We start from the raw sequence: 17,038 nt of genomic DNA, 5'->3' as shown, positions 1-17,038 counted from the left end.
ATTTATCAAACCTTTATCCACATTTTTTGTGGACAAGCGGAAAGTTCCAGCGTTGCACACTGTATGCGGTCTAAGGTGTTGCCGGCATTCAGAATATTTGCGATAATCGCGGGTTCCCCTGATTGTGTTCGGGGCGATTAGACCGACATTCGTGCCTTGCTCTCCTTGTGGAGTGGGTACGGATACCCACTGAGCCCGTTAGGAATTTCACATGAAACGCACGTACCAACCCTCCAAAATCCGCCGCGCACGTACCCACGGTTTTCTGGTTCGCATGAAGACCCGCGGTGGCCGCGCCGTGATCAACGCACGCCGCGCCAAGGGCCGCAAGCGTCTGGCCGTCTAATCTGCGCGAATTCTGCAATCCAGGGCTGAACAGCTTTTGGACATTGCACATTCGCAAGGTGCTGGCAAGGCCGCAGTGCGACGTCTTCAGACGCGCGCGCAGTTCCAGGCAGTGCTGGGTGGGTCCACTGTTTCCAAAACAGCCCACTTTGCGCTCCATTGCTGCCCAGTGACGCCCCCTTCTCCAGCCGCATCCCCTGATGCGGTATTCCCGGTTGCCTCTGTGTGGCTGGGTGGAATGGTGCCCAAACGCTGGGCCAAACGTGCTGTGACCCGCAACACCATCAAACGCCAGATTTACAGCATTGGCGCCGAGTTTGCTCCGGCGCTGCAGGCGCGCGCCCATCTGGTGCGCCTTCGCGCTGGATTCGACCGTGCAGAGTACGTCAGCGCCACGTCGACAGCGCTCAAAAAGGCCGTTCGCCATGAATTGCTGCAGCTGTTCGCCCGCATTGCCCCCCTCCCGCGGGTTCAGGGGTTGCCCGTTGCGACGAACGCGGAGGTGCTCCCATGATGCGGGCACTGCTGGTGGGCGTCGTCAAGGCCTACCGCTTTTTGCTGAGTCCTTGGTTGGGCTCGGCCTGCCGGTTCGAGCCCACCTGTTCCGCTTACGCCCTTGAATCGCTGCAGACCCATGGTGCGGCCGCCGGCTCGTATCTCACGGTGGCGCGACTGGCGCGCTGCCACCCTTGGTGCGAGGGTGGTCATGACCCCGTGCCAGCGCAACGTCCCCGGCTGTTCGGCCGTCTGATTCCTCCTTCTTCTGAAAAGAAACCTTCATGAACGATATTCGCCGCACCATTTTGTGGGTGATCTTTGGTTTTTCCATGGTGTTGCTATGGGACCAATGGCAAGTGCATAACGGCAAGAAGGCCACCTTCTTCCCAAGCCCTGTGCAACAAAAAGCGGTAACCTCCGACGGCGCCAAACCTGCGGCACCTGTGGCCGCAACCACAGCTGGCACTGCTACGGTTGCCGCGGCACCAGTGGCAGAGCCCGCCACCCCGAAAGAACGATTTGAGGTGAGCACCGATGTGCTCAAGCTGACGCTGGATACCGAAGGTGGTTCGCTGGTGCGCTCCGAGTTGCTCAAGTACGCAGAAACGGGCGACAAGTCCAAGAACATCGTGCTGCTGGACGACAGCAAGGACCGTGTCTACCGTGCCCAGACCGGTGTGGTGGCGAGCGAGGCGGGTGGAGCGTTCCCCACCCACAAGACCGTGATGTCGGTGTCCGGTCCACGCGTACTGGCCGAAGGCGAGAACGAAATCTCGATCAAGTTCACTTCGCCGGAAGTGGGCGGCATCAAGCTGGTCAAAACCTACACCCTGCGCCGCGGCGCCTATGACATTGCGGTCAAGCATGAGTTGGTCAATACCTCCGGTGCACCCATTGCTCCCCAGCTTTACCTGCAACTGGAGCGCGATGGCACCAGCCCCCCAGGCGGCTCGTCTTTCTACTCCACCTTCACGGGTCCCGCGGTCTATACCGAGGCCAAGAAATTCCAGAAAGTGGACTTCTCGGACATCAAGAAGAACAAGGCTGACTTTGAAAAGACCAGTAGCAATGGCTACATCGCCATGGTGCAGCACTACTTTGCCAGTGCGTGGCTGCTGCCCGATGGCGTGCAGCGCAATTTGTCCATGCTGCCCGTCACCCTGGATTCGCCAGTGGCGGACTGCTGCTACCGCGTGGTGATGGTTTCGCCTGTCGGGTCGATTGCGCCTGGTGCCAGCAAGACGGTTGACGCCAAGCTCTTCGTGGGCCCGCTGGAAGAAAAAATGCTCGAAGCACTGGCACCCGGCATGGAGCTGCTCAAGGACTATGGGCGCCTGACCATTCTGGCCAAGCCGCTGTACTGGTTGCTGAACCAACTGCACAGCATCATCCAGAACTGGGGTTGGTCCATCGTGGCCCTGGTGCTGTTGCTGAAGATCGCGTTCTACTGGCTCAATGCCAAGGCCTACTCCAGCATGGCCAAGATGAAGGCCATCAACCCCAAGATCATGGAAATGCGCGAGCGCCTGAAGGACAACCCACAGCAAATGCAGCAGGAAATGATGAAGATCTACCGCGAGGAAAAGGTCAACCCGCTGGGTGGCTGCTTCCCCATCGTGATCCAGATTCCAGTGTTCATTGCGCTCTACACCGTGCTGTTGTCCACTATCGAAATGCGTGATGCGCCATGGATTTTCTGGATCCATGACCTGTCGTCCAAGGATCCGATGTACATCTTGCCGGTCCTGATGACCATGACCACCTTGCTGCAGACTGCGCTCAACCCTGCGCCGCCTGATCCCATGCAAGCCAAGATGATGTGGATCATGCCGTTGGCATTCAGCGTCATGTTCTTCGCATTCCCGGCGGGCTTGGTGCTGTACTGGATCACCAATAACGTCCTGTCCATCGCGCAGCAGTGGATCATCAACACCCGTATGGGTGTGCCGCCCCAGTTCAACCTGCCCAAGTTTTTCTAAGCCTCTAGCCGGCAGGTTCCATGCTGCCACGCCATGCTGACCCCATTGTCGCGATCGCCACGGCCCCCGGTCGAGGCGCCGTAGGCATCGTCCGTGTCAGTGCCAAGCACCTGGCGGCGTTTGTTACAGCCTTGCTGGGGCGCGACTTGCGCCCCCGGGAGGCCACTTACCTCCCCTTCCCCGACGCCCAAGGCCAGCCGCTGGATCAGGGGTTAGCGTTGTACTTTCCGGGGCCGCATTCATTCACTGGCGAAGACGTGCTGGAACTTCAGGCCCACGGCGGCCCTGTGGTGCTCCAGCTCTTGCTGGCGCGTTGCTTGGAGCTGGCAAGTGCCGTTCACCTTGGCGCGCCAGCGCCCCTGCCCGGATTGCGGATCGCCGAACCCGGCGAATTTACCCAGCGGGCTTTTCTGAATGACAAGATCGATCTGGCCCAGGCCGAAGCGATCGCCGACCTGATCGATGCAAGCACGGAAGCCGCGGCGCGCAGTGCCACCCAGTCCTTGTCGGGCGCTTTCTCCAAGGAGGTGGCCACTCTGCGCGACGCGCTTATCCATCTGCGCATGCTGGTAGAGGCGACGCTGGATTTTCCCGAGGAAGAGATTGATTTTCTGCAAAAGGCCGACGCCTTGGGCCAGTTGCAGCGCCTGCAGGCCGCCTTGCAGGAAGTACTGCAGCGTGCCTCGCAAGGCGCACTGTTGCGTGAAGGCATCCAGGTGGTGATCGCCGGGCAGCCGAATGCGGGCAAGTCCTCACTGCTCAATGCGCTGGCAGGCGCTGAACTGGCGATCGTCACCCCAATTGCCGGGACCACCCGGGACAAGGTGCAGGAAACCATCCAGATTGAAGGCGTGCCCATCCATATTGTGGACACGGCCGGCTTGCGTGCCAGCGATGACACGGTGGAGAAAATGGGCATCGAACGCGCCTGGCAGGCCATCGAGGGCGCTGATGCCGTACTGTTTCTGCATGACCTCACACGCAGCAATGCTATCGAATATATAGCTGCTGATGCAGAAATAGCGGGGGCTTTGGCCCAAAAACTTGCCAAAGATGTCCCGGTGATCGACATCTGGAACAAGGCGGATGCGATAACGACGATTACGCCACACGAGGGCGTGGTGCTGTCCGCCAAGACCGGGCAAGGCCTGGAGGTCTTACGCCGCCGCCTGCTGGAGGCCGCCGGCTGGCAGCCGCCCGCTGGCGGCATGTTCATCGCCCGGCAGCGCCATCTTCATGCCCTGCAGAAGGTGGATCAGCATTTGGCGGAGGCATGGGTTCACCTGAGCGCAGGTGCCGGGACGCTGGACTTGCTGGCCGAAGAGCTGCGCTTGGGCCAGAACGCCCTGAACGCGATCACGGGCGAGTTCAGCTCGGACGACTTGCTGGGCGTGATCTTTTCCAAGTTTTGCATTGGCAAATAGCTGCACTACACTCGGCAACTCGTCGAATCCGAAAGCAAGAAGAATGTCCCTGTTTGGTTGGTTTTCCAGAAAGCCACATGAGCAAGCGCCTGCGGCCGAAAGCTCCGGCCTCGGCCATGTGGATGCGACCGTGCCCTACCTGCCAGGCGGCAAAGGCCGCATGAAGGCGCCGGTGTCGGTGCCCGGCAGCGCCGCCAACCGGAAAAGTGAGCGCTTGGAGCGCCGCGAATTGCTCTACGCCGTGGTACGTGAGTCCATGACCCGCGCGGGATTGCTCTCCACCAGCTACAAGTTCAAGGTGCTCTCGCTGGACTCCCGCGGGCGCCAGTACCTCATCATGATGGACATGGCGCGCCAGAATGTGGGCGATACCGCTCGCCTGGCTGACATGGAAAGCCACATTGCCAAAATCGCGAAGACCCGTCACGACATCCTGGTGACCGCGGTGTACTGGCGTGTCAACGAGCATGTGACGGCGGGTCTGGCGCGTACGGCGCCTGAGCCCGTTGCACGTGCTGTTCCAGCGGGTAAGCCTGCCATGCCGGTAACGCCGCGTTTTGAACCACTGCAGGCGGATGAAGTTGCTGCCTTCAAGCAGGCCCTGGCTTCGATTCCCGCCCCAGCGGGCTTGTCCGCGCCAGGAGAAATTGTGCGTTCGGGCCGCCGCAATCCTGCGCCTCCCAGCTTTCAGGACACGGAGATGGACGACCGACAGTCGCCTCTGAGTGGCACCCAGTATGGCGAGCTGAACTAAGGCCCGCTGACGGGCTGCGGGTCAGTGGCCAGCGAAGTCCAGCAGGGTAAACAGCGGCAGACCGGATTGCTTCAGGCGCGCGGAACCACCCAGTTCAGGCAGGTCGACAATGGCTGCGCCTTCCATGACGTGGGCACCGAGGCGCTCCAGAAGTTTCTTGCCCGCCATCATGGTGCCACCTGTGGCAATCAGGTCGTCAATGAGCAACACGCGATCACCCGGCTTCACGGCATCGGTGTGCAGCTCCACCGTGGCACTGCCGTATTCCAGCTCGTAAGTTTCTTCCACCGTGGTGAACGGTAGCTTGCCTTTTTTGCGGATCGGTACAAAGCCGATATTGAGCTCATACGCCACCACGGCACCCAGAATGAACCCGCGTGCGTCCAGGCCCGCCACCACATCGGGTCGCATGGCGGGGTCCATGTAGCGGTGCACAAACGCGTCGATCAACACGCGGAACACCTTGGCATCCTGTAGCAGGGGTGTGATGTCGCGAAACTGCACACCGGGCGCGGGCCAATCAGGCACGGTGCGGATGTGGTCTCGGAGGTATTGGTTGACGCTGAGGTGTTGCATGGACGCGAGGCAGTAAGGCACACGGGGTGCGGGGCAGGCGCTATTGTGCCTGCAGAGTGCGCCGCCGGGGCCTAACCTTTGAGCAGCTTTTGCTCGGCCACAGCCAGCGCCCCGGCTTTGCCGGACAGCACCAGGGTGTCGCCGCCTTCGAGCAATATGGTGTCATCGGTCGTTGCCGGTTTGCCATTGGCGCGGCGCAGGCTCACCAAACGGATGCCCAGAGCCAGCAAATCAAAGTCTGCCAGGGCTCTGCCGCTGGCTTTGGAGCCCAATGGCAAGTTCAGGGTCACCAGGCGTTCGTGTTGCAACTCGTCCACCGAGTCGTCATCGGCTCCGTGGAAGAAGCCACGCAGCAGGTTGTAGCGTGCGTCGCGCTGGTCTTGCACGATGCGGATCACGCGTCGCATGGGGACGCCCACCAGCGCCAGCGCGTGGCTGGCCAGCATCAGCGAACCTTCGATGGCTTCGGGCACGACCTCGGTCGCTCCTGCAGCCTGCAGTTTCTCCAGGCTGTGGTCGTCCTGGGTGCGCACAATCACGGGTACCTGCGGCGCATGGGCACGCGTGTTGCCCAGCACTTTGAGGGCGCCGCCCTCGTCCAGGTAGGTGATGACCACCGCGCTGGCACGTGCCAAGCCGGCAGCCATCAGGGCCTGCAACCGGGCCGCATCGCCAAACACGACCGAATGGCCAGCCGCCGCGGCCTGCCGCACACGGTCAGGGTCCAGGTCCAGTGCCATGTAGGGGATGCCTTCTGCTTCCAACATGCGCCCGAGGTTCTGGCCGCAACGGCCATATCCGCAGATGATGACGTGGCGGTTGGCGTTGATGGACTTGCGTGCAATGGTGGTCATCTGCAGGGACTGTTGCAACCACTCGCTGCTCACCAGTTTCAGCACGATGCGGTTGCTGTACATGAGGATGAAAGGCGTGGCCAGCATCGACAGCACCATGCTGGCCAGAATGGGATTGAGCAAGCTGGGGGGAATGAGGGCGTTCTCCTGCGCCAACGTCAGCAGCACAAACCCGAATTCACCGGCCTGTGCCAGGTACAAGCCGGTGCGCAGTGCCACGCCCGAGGTGGCCCCCAGTGCTTTTGCCAGGCCGGCCACCAGCGCGGCCTTGAACACGGTGGGGACGGCCACCAGCAGCAACACCAGCGGCCAGCGTTCGAGCACCAGCCGCCAGTCCAGCAGCATGCCAATACTGATGAAAAACAACCCCAGCAACACGTCGTGGAAAGGCCGTATGTCGGTTTCCACCTGGTGCTTGTATTCGGTTTCAGAGATCAGCATGCCAGCGATGAAGGCACCCAGCGCCAGGCTGAGCCCCGCCAGCTCCGTGAGCCATGCCAGCCCCAGCGCAATGAACAGCAGGTTCAGCATGAAGAGCTCGTCGCTCTTGCGACGGGCCACCAAGGTGAGCCAGCGTCGCATCACATGCTGCCCGCCCACCAGCAGCACGGTGACCAGCACCACGGCTTTGAAACCTGCCACGGCCAGGGATTCAAATAAGCGTTCGCCCGACGCTCCGAGCGCGGGGATCAGGACCAGCAGTGGCACCACCGCCAAGTCCTGGAACAGCAAAACACCCATTACCCGCTTGCCGTGTTCGGACTCCAGTTCCAGGCGCTCCACCATGAGCTTGACCACGATTGCGGTGCTGCTCATGGCCAGTGCGCTGGAAAGAGCCAGTGCAGTTTGCCATTCCATGGCCCAAAATCGGGGCAGGACCACGGCCAAGCCCAGTGTGGCGCCGGTGGCCAGCACCATCGTTACCACGACTTGCAACAATCCCAGGCCAAACACATGCTGGCGCATGGCCCGCAGGCGCGACAGGTTGAACTCGAGGCCAATCACAAACATCAGGAACACCACACCAAATTCACCGAGGTGCCGCACGGCCTCGGAATTTTTGGACAAGGCCAGTGCATTGGGGCCGATCACCACGCCCACGGCCAAATACCCCAGCATGGGTGGCAGCTTGAGCGAGCGGCAGGCGACCACGCCCAGCACAGCAGCCAGCAAGTAAAGCAGGGTGATTTCCAGAGCGGTCATGGCGCCATACTAGCAAGAGAAGTACGGGTCTATAAAATGCCTGCATGACAGCACACGCACACCCCGGTGGGGCCTCGCGCACCGACCGCGCATTGGCACTGGCCAGAGAAACTTTTGACATCGAAGCCGCCGCTGTGCTGGGTCTGAAAGACCGTGTCGGAGAGGCGTTTGCCCAAACGGTCGAATTGGTTCTTGCTCTGCAGGGCCGCGTCGTGGTGATGGGCATGGGCAAGAGTGGCCACGTGGGGCGCAAGATTGCCGCCACCCTGGCTTCTACCGGCACCCCTGCCATGTTTGTGCATCCCGCAGAGGCCAGCCATGGCGACCTGGGCATGGTGACCCAGACCGACCTGGTGCTCATGATCTCCAACAGCGGTGAATCGCAGGAAGTCGCGGCCATCCTGCCCGTACTCAAGCGCCTGGGCGTGCCACTGGTGGCCATGACGGGCAATGGCAACAGCACCATGGCCCAGCACGCCGATTTGTGGATTGACTCCGCAGTGGCCAAGGAAGCCTGCCCCCTGAATCTGGCCCCCACGGCCAGCACGACGGCGCAGTTGGCCATGGGTGACGCCCTGGCCGTGGCACTGTTGGATGCCCGGGGCTTTCGCGCCGAAGACTTTGCCCGTTCTCACCCCGGTGGCGCCTTGGGCCGCAAGCTCTTGACGCTGGTGAGCGATGTGATGCGCAGTGGTGATGCTGTGCCCAAGGTAGGGCCCATGGCGAGTTTCAGCGAGCTGATGCGTGAGATGAGTGCCAAAGGGCTTGGAGCCACCTCGGTGATCGATGCACAAGGCCAGGTGCTGGGTATCTTTACCGATGGCGACTTGCGGCGCTGGGTGGAGCAAGGCGTGGACCTGCGGGCCAAGACCGCGCAAGAGGTCATGCATGCATCGCCTTGCACCATCAACGTTCACGCCCTGGCGGTGGATGCGGCTGACCTCATGGAGGCGCGACGCATCACCAGCGTGCTGGTGCTCGATGATGCCGGCGCCCTGTGCGGCGCGCTCAACAGCAACGACCTGATGCGGGCGAAGGTAATCTGATGCACCCCCACCTCCAATTTCCCCCGGCACTCCTGCTCCAGGCCCAGGGCATCAAAGTGGTGTTTCTCGATGTGGACGGTGTGTTGACCGACGGCGGTTTGTATTTTTCGGAGGCAGGAGAAACCATCAAGCGCTTCAACACCCTGGATGGCCATGGTCTGAAGCTGCTACAAAAGGCCGGCATTACGCCGGCGGTGATTACGGGCCGCGATTCGCAACCCTTGCGCGTGCGCTTGCAGGCGCTGGGTGTGGAGCATGCCCATTTTGGTACCGAAGACAAACGCCCCGCCGCCGAGCAAACGCTGCAAGCGCTGGGGCTGGACTGGTCGCAAGCGGCTGCCATGGGGGATGACTGGCCCGATTTGCCCATGATGCGCCGCGCCGCATTTGCCTGCGCGCCGGCCAATGCCCATGTGGAAGTGGCCGGCATGGCCCACTACATCACCCGTGCCCAAGGTGGTCACGGTGCAGTGCGTGAGCTGTGTGATCTGTTGATGGTGGCCAGTGGCCGCTACGCCAGCTTGCTGGAAGCCTATACCCAGTGAACCGTTTTCTGCACGAAGCCTGGGACCGGGCGCTTTTGTACCTGCCTATTGCCATCATGGGGGTGTTGGCTTTGGGCACCTACTGGCTGGTGCGCAGCACACCGGCGGAGGAAGTGGCCCAGGCAGAGCGCGTGCGCGGCCATGAGCCCGACTACTTCATGCACGGTTTCTCCATCAAGACCTTTGACACAGCGGGGCGTATGCGCTCCGAAGTGCAGGGTGACGTGGCGCGCCACTACCCGGATACCCAGTGGCTGGAGATCGACGGTATTCGCATCCGCTCTTTTGACGTGCAAGGCCGGTTGACCACCGCCACTGCCCGGCGCGGGTTGACCAATGAAGGTGGCACGGAAGTGCAGCTGATCGGCAATGCCGTGGTGGTGCGGGAGGCCGACACCAGTGCAGCCAAACCCACGCCCCGCATGGAATACCGCGGCGAATTTCTGCACGCCTTCATGGACACCGAGCAAGTCAAATCGCACAAGCCCGTAGAGCTGTTGCGTGGCAAGGATCGGTTCACTGCCGACGCCCTGGAGTTTGACAATGTGGACCAGGTCATGCAGTTGCGTGGCCGGGTACGTGGCACGCTGGTGCCGGAAACCAAATAACCCCTGTCCGAAAGCCGTCCATGTCCCCATTGATATTCATCACAGGCGCCTCCAGTGGCATCGGCCAGGCGCTGGCTTGGCGTTTCTACAAGTCGGGGTATGCGCTGGCCTTGGTAGCGCGGCGTACGCAGGAGATACAAGACTGGGCAGAAGCCCAACAGTTGGACCCTGCGCGGTTCCGCATCTACGGTGCGGACGTGGCGGATGTAGACAGCATTGTGGCGGCCGGCCAAGCTTGCCTGCGCCAACAGGGTGTGCCCGATGTAGTGATTGCCAATGCGGGCATCAGCATTGGTATGGACACCGCGGTGCGAGGAGATATGGACGTTATGGCGCGCACCTTTGCCACCAACAATCTGGGTCTAGCGGCTACCTTCCATCCCTTTGTGCGGGCCATGGAGCAGCGCGGCAGCGGAGCATTGGTGGGGATCGGCAGTGTGGCCGGTATTCGCGGTCTGCCAGGCCATGGTGCTTACTGTGCGAGCAAGGCTGCTGTCATCAACTACTGTGAGTCCCTGCGGGGTGAGCTGCGCAGCAGTGGCGTGAAAGTGGTGACGATTTGCCCTGGCTACATCGATACACCGCTGACCCAGGCCAATCGGTATTCCATGCCATTTCTGATGAAACCGGACGTGTTTGCAGACAAGGCTTTTGCCGCCATCGCTGCGGGTGCGTCTTACCGCGTGATTCCCTGGCAAATGGGGTGGGTGGCCAAGCTCATGCGCAGTTTGCCCAATGCGGTGTATGACAAGGTACTTGCAGGGCGTCCGCGCAAGCGGCGCGTGGACGGAACCTGACCTGCTGCAATTGCCAGGCAACAAAAAGGGACCCTCGGGTCCCTTTTTGTTTGTGCTGCAAGCAGTTCAGTGCTTAGTAGCTGCTACGGCCACCGCCGTAACCACCGCCGCCACCGCCGGAACGGCCACCGCCGCCGTAGCCGCCACCACCGGAGCGGTCACCGCCGCCACCGTAGCCGCCGCCACCGGAACGGCCACCACCAGCGCCGCCGCCGTAGCCGCCACCGCCAGCACCACCGCCGAAGCCGCCGGAGCGGGGAGGACGGGGTTCCATGGGACGGGCTTCGTTCACCACGAGGCCGCGACCACCAAATTGTTGACCGTTCATGGCGTTGATAGCGGCTTGCGCTTCAGCGTCGCTGCCCATTTCCACAAAGCCAAAACCCTTGGAGCGACCGGTGTCGCGTTCCATCATGACTTTGGCGCTGGAAACGGAACCGTGTGCTGCAAAAGCTTGTTGCAGGTCTTCGTCACGGAAAGAATAAGGCAGGTTGCCTACGTAAAGTTTGTTGCCCATGAAAGGACTCCTCAAAATAACTCAAAACGCGATGGAGTCCTTAACCGCAATCAACAAACCAATGAAGACTTAAAGCAGACGCGAAACTGACTAATCACCGCAAACTTGCACCGTCGTATTTACAGCAATGCAAGACCATTATGCGCCTGTTTTTTAAAAAGCAAGCTAATTTTTGAACTTTTCCGGGAAAACCCCAGCGGAATCGTCGTTTTCGGTGTAACTGCGCCATTGGCGCAGACCGTTGCGCATGGCCAGCATCTGCCGTTCAAACTTGGGGCAGGCGCCGCAGGCCATCAAATGCAGGCGTAGCGCAACACGGTCCGCCAGGCCCAAAGCACGGTCTTCCCGGCTGACCATCAAGGCCGCGGCTTCACGGCAGGTTCTTCGCAGCGGCATCATGGTGTCAGGGCCTTCGCAAACCAGTTCATTTCAAGGCACTCGCGCAAACGCAGACGGGCCCGGTGCAATTGGACATACAGGTTGGTCGGCGTGAGCTGCAGTTCCTTACAAATTTCCTCGCTGGACAGCTCCAGCCATTCGCGCATCAGGAATAGTCGCCCCTGGCCTGCCGGGAGCTTGGTCGTGCAGGCTTCCAGGATCTCAAAGAACTGTCGACTGCTGATTTGCTGCTCGGGGTTGCCCCAGTCGGCGGGCGCCTCGGCGAAGTGACCGTCGGCCTGAAAGGCAATGTAGTCCATGGGGTCGCCCTCGCCGTCTTCACCCGTGTCCAGTCCGCCCACCTCGCGACTGTGGTGGCGCAGTGCATCAATCACCTTGTGCTTGAGGATGCCCACCAGCCAGGTCTTGAGCTGGGAGCGGTTGCCGAAAGCCTGGGGCTTGGCCAGCGCAGCCAACACGGTCTCCGAGACCGCGTCTTCGGCCCAAGTTTCGTTGCGCAGCTGGAGCCGGGCGAACTTCAGCAAGTAGTCGCGCAGTTCGACGATTTGATGTTCGAAGCTTGGCATGGGTGGTGGATGGTGTTGGGCTGCGCGCAGTGTACGTTTTCGCCACGTGTTTTCCTGCACAGAAACGCGGGAAAACCCTTGCCCCGCAAATTTTCTACGGCCGTACTGTAAGAAAGACACGCGGCCCCAGACTAAACGTCAACCAGTGCAATGGTGCCGATGTGCACAGGCCAGTCCTGGTTGATGTGTCACCTGTTTTTACTTTCTCTCTAGGAGTTTCCAAATGAACCAACGCGCAATGCTTGCTGCCACTGCAGCCACCCTGATGACCCTGGCTTTGGCCTCTGCCCCTGTGGCTGCCCAGGAAAAAGAAAAGTGCTTTGGCATTGCCAAGGCTGGCCAAAACGACTGTGCCAACCTGTCGGGCAGCCATTCCTGCGCGGGCCAGGCCAAGGTCGACATGAGCAAGGACGACTGGAAGTACGTGGCCAAGGGCACCTGCAAAGACATGAAGGGCCTGTCCATGGACGATGCCAAGAAGATGAAGAGCTAATTTGCCATAACGTTTTGCTCGCCACCATGCTGTCCTCTGCAGTGCCCGCGCCCTTAGCCACCGATGCGGTGGTGGGCGTGGGGTGGCGGCACCCCCATTACGCGGAGCTGCTGCAGCGGCAGCCCGCACTGGACTTCCTCGAAGTCCATTCCGAGAATTTTTTTGGCCAAGGCGGTGCCGCGCTGGCCGTGCTGGAGCAGGGCCGCGCGCACTACCCTATCAGCCTGCATGGCGTGGGCCTGTCGCTGGGCTCGGCCGTGGGGCTGGACCCCTGGCACCTGGACCAGCTGGCCGCGCTGGTGCAACGCATTGACCCCGTTCGGGTGAGTGACCACGCGAGCTTTGCGCGCGGTGTGTTCAACGGCCAGACTGTGCATGCGTCGGACCTGCTGCCCATCCCCTTCACCGCCGAGGCACTGGACCTGATGTGCAGCCATGTGCACCAGGTGCAGGACCGCCTGCAGCGCCGCTTCATGGTGGAAAACCTCTCAGCCTACCTGCGCTGGAATACACCTGCAGATGAGGCGTGGAGCGAGACCGAATTTTTGACTGCCCTGGCCCGGCGTACCGGCTGCCAGCTGCTGGTGGACGTGAACAATATTTATGTGAATGCCCTAAACGCGCAACGCGACGGGCTGGTGGCCAACCCCCTGCAGGCCTGCCGCGACTGGCTGGATGCGATACCCCCAGAGGTGGTGGGCGAGCTGCACCTGGCTGGGCATTGCCATGTATCGGACCTGCATGGCGACATCGTCATCGACGACCATGGCAGCCGCGTGTGCCCCGAGGTCTGGGCGCTGTACGCGCATGCCGTGACGCGTTTTGGCTGCGTGCCCACCCTCATCGAGTGGGACACCGATGTGCCCGTGCTGGACGTGCTGCTGGACGAAGCGCAGCACGCCCGTGCTGTCTGCGCCAGCGTCTTTGAGCCGTTGGCCGCATGAGCACACTGGCCGCGCAACAGCAGGCGCTGGTGGAAGCCTTGTTTGCCTGGCCCGCCGAGAGCGCTATGAAAAAAGTAGCCGCTGGCACAATGGATACGGGGGCTAGAGGTCTAAAAGCTTATCAGTCCAATGGCCACGAGCTGGCGGAACGCGCTCTGCGAGGCGCCTACCCGGTGCTGGCACAGCTCGTGGGCGACGAGAGTTTTGGCGATCTCGCCCGGGCTTTCTGGCACGCTCAGCCGCCACAGCGTGGCGACCTGGCCCAATGGGGCGATGCCCTGCCTGCGTTCGTGCAGGCCAGTACGCAGTTGGCCGATGAGCCCTACCTGGCGGACGTGGCCCGCGTGGAGTGGGCGCTGCACACGGCTGCCACCGCCGCCGACCAGGCGCCGGACTTGTCTACCCTGGCGCTGCTCACCGCAGAAGACCCCGCCACCTTGCGGCTCACCCTGGCCCCAGGCTGCCGCGTGCTGCGCAGCCCTTGGCCCGCCGCCAGCATCGTCGGCGCCCATCTGGAACACAGCCCCAGTCTGGCCGAAGTGGGCGCGCAGATCCGCGACCGCGTGGCGCAAGACGCTGTGGTCTGGCGCCAAGGCCTGCGCCCGCGCGCGCGCGCAGCGCTGGTAGGCGAGGCCGATGCGCTGACGGTACTGCTGGCCGACGGTACGCTGGCCCAAGCGCTGGATGCAGCCCCCGGCCTGGATGTGGGGGCCTGGCTGCCGCTGGCGGTGCAAACCGGTTTGTTGCTTTCGGTGGTGCAGATACCGCCTACTTTTCTCTCACTTGACCCATGAAACCTACGCCTATGCCACAGCCACTGTTGCACTCGCCCTCCTTGATCACCCGCGCCCTGCTGGCCTGGGGCTGGCTGGAGCGTGGCCTGGAGGCCCTGCAGCCGCTCGCCGCTCTGTTGGCCCGCGTGTACGTGGCGCAGGTGTTTTTCGCGTCGGGCCTGACCAAGCTGCGCGACTGGGACATCACCATCGCGCTCTTCATGGACGAATACAAAGTGCCGCTGCTGCCGCCAGAACTGGCTGCCGTCATGGGGACTACAGGAGAGCTGGCGCTGCCGGTGCTGCTGGTTCTGGGTCTGGGCGGGCGGTTTGCCGCGCTGGGTCTGAGTGTGGTGAATGCGGTGGCCGTGGTGTCGCTCACCGAGGTCGCGCCCGCTGCGCTGCAGCAGCACATCACCTGGGGGATCTTGTTGGCCGCGCTGGCGTTGTTTGGCCCGGGCAACTGGGCGTTGGGCCCCTGGCTGCGTGACTGGTGGCTGCGCAAGGGGTAACCTTCGTTCATGGTTTCTGACGTGTCTTTTTCCAACGCCACCACCGGCTTGGCCCGGTTGTGGCCCAAGCGGATTGCCTGGCGTCTGACCTTGGGGCTGGGCGTGCTGGTACTCATGGTGTTGCTGGCGCTGGCGCAAACCGCGTGGCAGTTGCGCCTGGTGTCTGATGTAACGCAACGTTTTGCAACTGGCGATATGCAGCGCTTGCTGCGCGTACAGGCGCTATCGCTGCAGACGGAGGGCGTGGGCAGCGCCTTGGTGCGCCTGGTGCACGCACCGCGCGCGGACCGGGTGAAGGAATATGCCGATGTGGATGCGCGCAACCGCAGCATCGACGGCATCATCGAATCGCTGTCCGTCGAACTCAAAGATCCCGAGCAGGAGGCCACACTGCGCCGCCTGGTCGCGTGCCGTGCAATGTATGCCCAGGCTTTCATCGCCACGGTGGATGAGATCGAGGCCGACAACATGCAGGCCGCGGCCCGTGCCTTGAACGACCAGGTAAACCCGTCCCTGACGGCCATGTTGCGCGAATCCAGCGCGCTGCTGCAGCGCGAACGCCAGCGTGTGGAGGCGCAGCTCAGTGATGCGCATGCGCTGCTTGGGCGCGTGGCCATGTGGGTGGGCCTGCTGTCGTTGCTGGCAATTGCCCTGGCCACCTACGTGGCCTGGCGCACCACGCGCAGCGTGGTGGCCCCGCTGGCCCGCCTGGAGCGGGCCGCACGCCACATTGCCCAGGGCGACTATGCGCACCAGGTGCCAGCCACCGGCACCCAAGAGGTGGACCGCGTGGGCCAGGCCCTGAACACCATGTCGGACGCGGTGTCCCAGCGCGAGCAGCAGATCGTGCGCCTGGCCTACCAGGACAGCCTGACCGGTCTGCCCAACCGCACGGCACTGCTCAATCCCCAGCATCCCGCTCCCGAGGGTTTCAACACCCTGGTGCTGATGGATTTGGCGCGTCTGAAAATCATTAACGAAACCCTGGGCTACACCACCGGCGACACCTTGATCAAGGAGCTGGGTGCGCGTGCCAGCCTGGTGTTGGCGGCGGCGGCTCGGCGTGGCGTGATTGGGCCCCAGTGGGTGGTGGCGCGCCTGTCGGGCGGGACGTTTGCGGCGGCATTTCACGCCGACCAGCGCAGCGCCGTGGAGCAATTGCGCGCCGACCTGGAGGGGGCCACCACTGCCGCGGTGGCCTGCAGCGGCCACAGCGTGGACCTGAACCTGACTTGTGGCTTTGCCGATGCCACGGACTCCGGCTCTGTGGCGGTGGGGACCTTGCTGCGCAACGCCGAAGTAGCCCTGCACAGCGCCAAGCGCGCGGCGCTGGGCCACGCCTGGTACAGCGCAGCCCAAGAGGCCGCGCGGCTGGACCACCTCGGGCTGGTGTCCGACCTGCGCGCCGCTGTGGCCCAGTCGCAACTGCAAATGTGGCTGCAGCCCAAGTTCGCGCTGGCCGACGGCCGACCCGTGGGTGCCGAGGCCCTGGTGCGCTGGGTGCACCCCCAACGCGGCTTTGTGTCACCCGCCGAGTTTGTGCCGTTTGCGGAGCAGACCGGCTACATCACCATGGTCACCGACTGGATGCTGGACCAGGCCCTGCGTACGCTGCAGGCGTGGCAGACCACGCACCCTACGCTGAGCATTGCTGTGAACGTGAGCACGCGCGATTTGCAGGATGCAGGCTTTGCCCAGCGTGTGGGCCACAAGGTTGCTACCAGTGGCATCAACCCGCAGCGCCTGCGCCTGGAAATCACCGAAAGCGGGCTGATGGAAGATGCGCAGAAGAGTGTGGAGCTGCTGCAGGCGCTGCGCGCCGTGGGCATTCCGCTGTCGATTGACGACTTTGGCACCGGCTATTCGTCACTGGCCTACCTGCAAAAGCTCCCGGTCAGCGAACTCAAGATCGACCGCAGTTTCATTGATGGCATCGACAAGGCGCCCGGCACCCAGAAGCTGGTCAAGGCCATGATCGAAATGGGCCATGGCATGGACCTGTTTGTGACCGCCGAAGGCGTGGAGACCGAGGCCGAACGCGCCACCATCGCCCAGCTGGGCTGCGATGTGATGCAGGGCTACCTGGGCAGTCGGCCGCTGCACGGGGCGGCGCTGCAGGCTTGGCTGGACAGCGTGGTCATGGCACCTGCATTGACTGCAAAATAGGCCTCTAGCCCACGTATTTATTGAACAATTTGCTCTCAA

The 17,038-nt window shown here is 62.4% G+C and carries 20 protein-coding genes; 15 read left to right on the top strand and 5 right to left on the bottom strand.

Features of this window, described 5'->3' with window-relative positions:
- Positions 1 to 211: 211 nt before the first annotated feature.
- The 6 genes from rpmH to AC07OE_RS15925 all read left to right on the top strand — a co-directional run bounded on the left by rpmH (position 212) and on the right by AC07OE_RS15925 (position 5,000).
- Positions 212 to 346 (top strand): 50S ribosomal protein L34, encoded by a 135-nt coding sequence (rpmH, locus tag AC07OE_RS15950; protein ID WP_006299042.1) that lies wholly within the window; start codon positions 212 to 214, stop codon positions 344 to 346.
- 75 nt (positions 347 to 421) lie between these two features.
- Positions 422 to 859 carry a ribonuclease P protein component gene (locus tag AC07OE_RS15945; RefSeq protein WP_495071600.1) on the top strand — a complete coding sequence of 146 codons (438 nt, stop codon included), beginning with the start codon at positions 422 to 424 and terminating at the stop codon, positions 857 to 859.
- Positions 856 to 1,128 (top strand): membrane protein insertion efficiency factor YidD, encoded by a 273-nt coding sequence (gene yidD / locus AC07OE_RS15940; RefSeq protein WP_495071556.1) that lies wholly within the window; start codon positions 856 to 858, stop codon positions 1,126 to 1,128. Before AC07OE_RS15945 ends, yidD begins: the two co-directional genes overlap by 4 nt.
- Positions 1,125 to 2,822 carry a membrane protein insertase YidC gene (gene yidC, locus AC07OE_RS15935; protein WP_495071555.1) on the top strand — a complete coding sequence of 566 codons (1,698 nt, stop codon included), beginning with the start codon at positions 1,125 to 1,127 and terminating at the stop codon, positions 2,820 to 2,822. Before yidD ends, yidC begins: the two co-directional genes overlap by 4 nt.
- 20 nt (positions 2,823 to 2,842) lie before the next feature.
- Entirely contained in the window at positions 2,843 to 4,246 is a 1,404-nt protein-coding gene (gene mnmE, locus AC07OE_RS15930) for a tRNA uridine-5-carboxymethylaminomethyl(34) synthesis GTPase MnmE (RefSeq protein WP_495071554.1), read from the top strand.
- A 43-nt stretch (positions 4,247 to 4,289) separates the two neighbouring features.
- Positions 4,290 to 5,000, top strand: a complete 711-nt coding sequence (locus AC07OE_RS15925; RefSeq protein WP_495071553.1) for a hypothetical protein — start codon at positions 4,290 to 4,292, stop codon at positions 4,998 to 5,000.
- Between the two features lie 21 nt (positions 5,001 to 5,021).
- Here AC07OE_RS15925 and AC07OE_RS15920 read toward each other — a convergent pair whose 3' ends face one another.
- Positions 5,022 to 5,576, bottom strand: coding sequence for an adenine phosphoribosyltransferase (locus AC07OE_RS15920; protein WP_495071552.1), 555 nt, complete (start codon positions 5,574 to 5,576; stop codon positions 5,022 to 5,024).
- Positions 5,577 to 5,647: 71 nt separating this feature from the next.
- Positions 5,648 to 7,633: a monovalent cation:proton antiporter-2 (CPA2) family protein gene (locus AC07OE_RS15915; protein WP_495071551.1), complete on the bottom strand. Its 1,986-nt coding sequence runs from the start codon at positions 7,631 to 7,633 to the stop codon at positions 5,648 to 5,650.
- A 44-nt stretch (positions 7,634 to 7,677) separates the two neighbouring features.
- On the opposite strand from AC07OE_RS15915, the gene AC07OE_RS15910 reads away from it, so the two are divergent.
- Genes AC07OE_RS15910 through AC07OE_RS15895 form a run of 4 tightly spaced genes read left to right on the top strand, consistent with a single transcriptional unit; the run spans position 7,678 to position 10,629 of the window.
- The gene (locus tag AC07OE_RS15910; RefSeq protein ID WP_495071550.1) at positions 7,678 to 8,679 is read left to right on the top strand and encodes a KpsF/GutQ family sugar-phosphate isomerase; all 1,002 of its coding nucleotides are present in this window, start codon (positions 7,678 to 7,680) and stop codon (positions 8,677 to 8,679) included.
- Positions 8,679 to 9,224, top strand: a complete 546-nt coding sequence (locus tag AC07OE_RS15905) for a KdsC family phosphatase (protein ID WP_495071549.1) — start codon at positions 8,679 to 8,681, stop codon at positions 9,222 to 9,224. Before AC07OE_RS15910 ends, AC07OE_RS15905 begins: the two co-directional genes overlap by 1 nt.
- Positions 9,221 to 9,832: an LPS export ABC transporter periplasmic protein LptC gene (gene lptC / locus AC07OE_RS15900; protein ID WP_495071548.1), complete on the top strand. Its 612-nt coding sequence runs from the start codon at positions 9,221 to 9,223 to the stop codon at positions 9,830 to 9,832. The genes AC07OE_RS15905 and lptC overlap by 4 nt, the downstream gene beginning before the upstream one ends.
- Positions 9,833 to 9,852: 20 nt before the next feature.
- The gene (locus tag AC07OE_RS15895) at positions 9,853 to 10,629 is read left to right on the top strand and encodes an SDR family oxidoreductase (RefSeq protein WP_495071547.1); all 777 of its coding nucleotides are present in this window, start codon (positions 9,853 to 9,855) and stop codon (positions 10,627 to 10,629) included.
- Positions 10,630 to 10,702: 73 nt separating this feature from the next.
- On the opposite strand, the gene rbp is transcribed toward AC07OE_RS15895, so the two are convergent.
- From rbp to AC07OE_RS15880, 3 genes are all read right to left on the bottom strand, one after another.
- Positions 10,703 to 11,146 (bottom strand): RNA-binding regulator, encoded by a 444-nt coding sequence (gene rbp / locus AC07OE_RS15890; protein ID WP_495071546.1) that lies wholly within the window; start codon positions 11,144 to 11,146, stop codon positions 10,703 to 10,705.
- A gap of 165 nt (positions 11,147 to 11,311) precedes the next feature.
- A complete protein-coding gene (locus AC07OE_RS15885; protein ID WP_495071545.1) occupies positions 11,312 to 11,545 on the bottom strand; it encodes a zf-HC2 domain-containing protein in 234 nt (77 codons plus the stop codon).
- Positions 11,542 to 12,111, bottom strand: a complete 570-nt coding sequence (locus AC07OE_RS15880; RefSeq protein WP_495071544.1) for a sigma-70 family RNA polymerase sigma factor — start codon at positions 12,109 to 12,111, stop codon at positions 11,542 to 11,544. Before AC07OE_RS15880 ends, AC07OE_RS15885 begins: the two co-directional genes overlap by 4 nt.
- A 223-nt stretch (positions 12,112 to 12,334) precedes the next feature.
- Between AC07OE_RS15880 and AC07OE_RS15875 the strand changes: the two genes are divergently transcribed.
- Genes AC07OE_RS15875 through AC07OE_RS15855 form a run of 5 tightly spaced genes read left to right on the top strand, consistent with a single transcriptional unit; the run spans position 12,335 to position 16,999 of the window.
- Entirely contained in the window at positions 12,335 to 12,604 is a 270-nt protein-coding gene (locus tag AC07OE_RS15875; RefSeq protein ID WP_310343563.1) for a BufA1 family periplasmic bufferin-type metallophore, read from the top strand.
- A 26-nt stretch (positions 12,605 to 12,630) separates the two neighbouring features.
- Positions 12,631 to 13,548, top strand: coding sequence for an MNIO family bufferin maturase (gene bufB, locus AC07OE_RS15870; protein WP_495071543.1), 918 nt, complete (start codon positions 12,631 to 12,633; stop codon positions 13,546 to 13,548).
- Positions 13,545 to 14,342: an HvfC/BufC family peptide modification chaperone gene (locus tag AC07OE_RS15865; protein WP_495071542.1), complete on the top strand. Its 798-nt coding sequence runs from the start codon at positions 13,545 to 13,547 to the stop codon at positions 14,340 to 14,342. The genes bufB and AC07OE_RS15865 overlap by 4 nt, the downstream gene beginning before the upstream one ends.
- Positions 14,339 to 14,833, top strand: coding sequence for a DoxX family protein (locus AC07OE_RS15860; RefSeq protein ID WP_495071541.1), 495 nt, complete (start codon positions 14,339 to 14,341; stop codon positions 14,831 to 14,833). The genes AC07OE_RS15865 and AC07OE_RS15860 overlap by 4 nt, the downstream gene beginning before the upstream one ends.
- A 21-nt stretch (positions 14,834 to 14,854) precedes the next feature.
- Positions 14,855 to 16,999 carry a putative bifunctional diguanylate cyclase/phosphodiesterase gene (locus tag AC07OE_RS15855; RefSeq protein ID WP_495071540.1) on the top strand — a complete coding sequence of 715 codons (2,145 nt, stop codon included), beginning with the start codon at positions 14,855 to 14,857 and terminating at the stop codon, positions 16,997 to 16,999.
- The last annotated feature ends 39 nt before the right edge of the window (positions 17,000 to 17,038 follow it).

The organism is Rhodoferax sp. GW821-FHT09E07, assembly GCF_059416145.1.
This window is presented reverse-complemented; position numbering and strand designations above follow the sequence as displayed.

Excerpts from the sequence above, each read along its gene's own strand:
- rpmH (WP_006299042.1), top strand. The coding sequence starts at position 212 with ATGAAACGCACGTACCAACCCTCCAAAATCCGCCGCGCACGTACCCAC.
- yidD (WP_495071556.1), top strand. The coding sequence starts at position 856 with ATGATGCGGGCACTGCTGGTGGGCGTCGTCAAGGCCTACCGCTTTTTG.
- yidC (WP_495071555.1), top strand. The coding sequence starts at position 1,125 with ATGAACGATATTCGCCGCACCATTTTGTGGGTGATCTTTGGTTTTTCC.
- mnmE (WP_495071554.1), top strand. The coding sequence starts at position 2,843 with ATGCTGCCACGCCATGCTGACCCCATTGTCGCGATCGCCACGGCCCCC.
- AC07OE_RS15925 (WP_495071553.1), top strand. The coding sequence starts at position 4,290 with ATGTCCCTGTTTGGTTGGTTTTCCAGAAAGCCACATGAGCAAGCGCCT.
- AC07OE_RS15920 (WP_495071552.1), bottom strand. The coding sequence starts at position 5,576 with ATGCAACACCTCAGCGTCAACCAATACCTCCGAGACCACATCCGCACC.
- AC07OE_RS15915 (WP_495071551.1), bottom strand. The coding sequence starts at position 7,633 with ATGACCGCTCTGGAAATCACCCTGCTTTACTTGCTGGCTGCTGTGCTG.
- AC07OE_RS15910 (WP_495071550.1), top strand. The coding sequence starts at position 7,678 with ATGACAGCACACGCACACCCCGGTGGGGCCTCGCGCACCGACCGCGCA.
- AC07OE_RS15905 (WP_495071549.1), top strand. The coding sequence starts at position 8,679 with ATGCACCCCCACCTCCAATTTCCCCCGGCACTCCTGCTCCAGGCCCAG.
- AC07OE_RS15895 (WP_495071547.1), top strand. The coding sequence starts at position 9,853 with ATGTCCCCATTGATATTCATCACAGGCGCCTCCAGTGGCATCGGCCAG.
- rbp (WP_495071546.1), bottom strand. The coding sequence starts at position 11,146 with ATGGGCAACAAACTTTACGTAGGCAACCTGCCTTATTCTTTCCGTGAC.
- AC07OE_RS15885 (WP_495071545.1), bottom strand. The coding sequence starts at position 11,545 with ATGATGCCGCTGCGAAGAACCTGCCGTGAAGCCGCGGCCTTGATGGTC.
- AC07OE_RS15880 (WP_495071544.1), bottom strand. The coding sequence starts at position 12,111 with ATGCCAAGCTTCGAACATCAAATCGTCGAACTGCGCGACTACTTGCTG.
- AC07OE_RS15875 (WP_310343563.1), top strand. The coding sequence starts at position 12,335 with ATGAACCAACGCGCAATGCTTGCTGCCACTGCAGCCACCCTGATGACC.
- bufB (WP_495071543.1), top strand. The coding sequence starts at position 12,631 with ATGCTGTCCTCTGCAGTGCCCGCGCCCTTAGCCACCGATGCGGTGGTG.
- AC07OE_RS15865 (WP_495071542.1), top strand. The coding sequence starts at position 13,545 with ATGAGCACACTGGCCGCGCAACAGCAGGCGCTGGTGGAAGCCTTGTTT.
- AC07OE_RS15860 (WP_495071541.1), top strand. The coding sequence starts at position 14,339 with ATGAAACCTACGCCTATGCCACAGCCACTGTTGCACTCGCCCTCCTTG.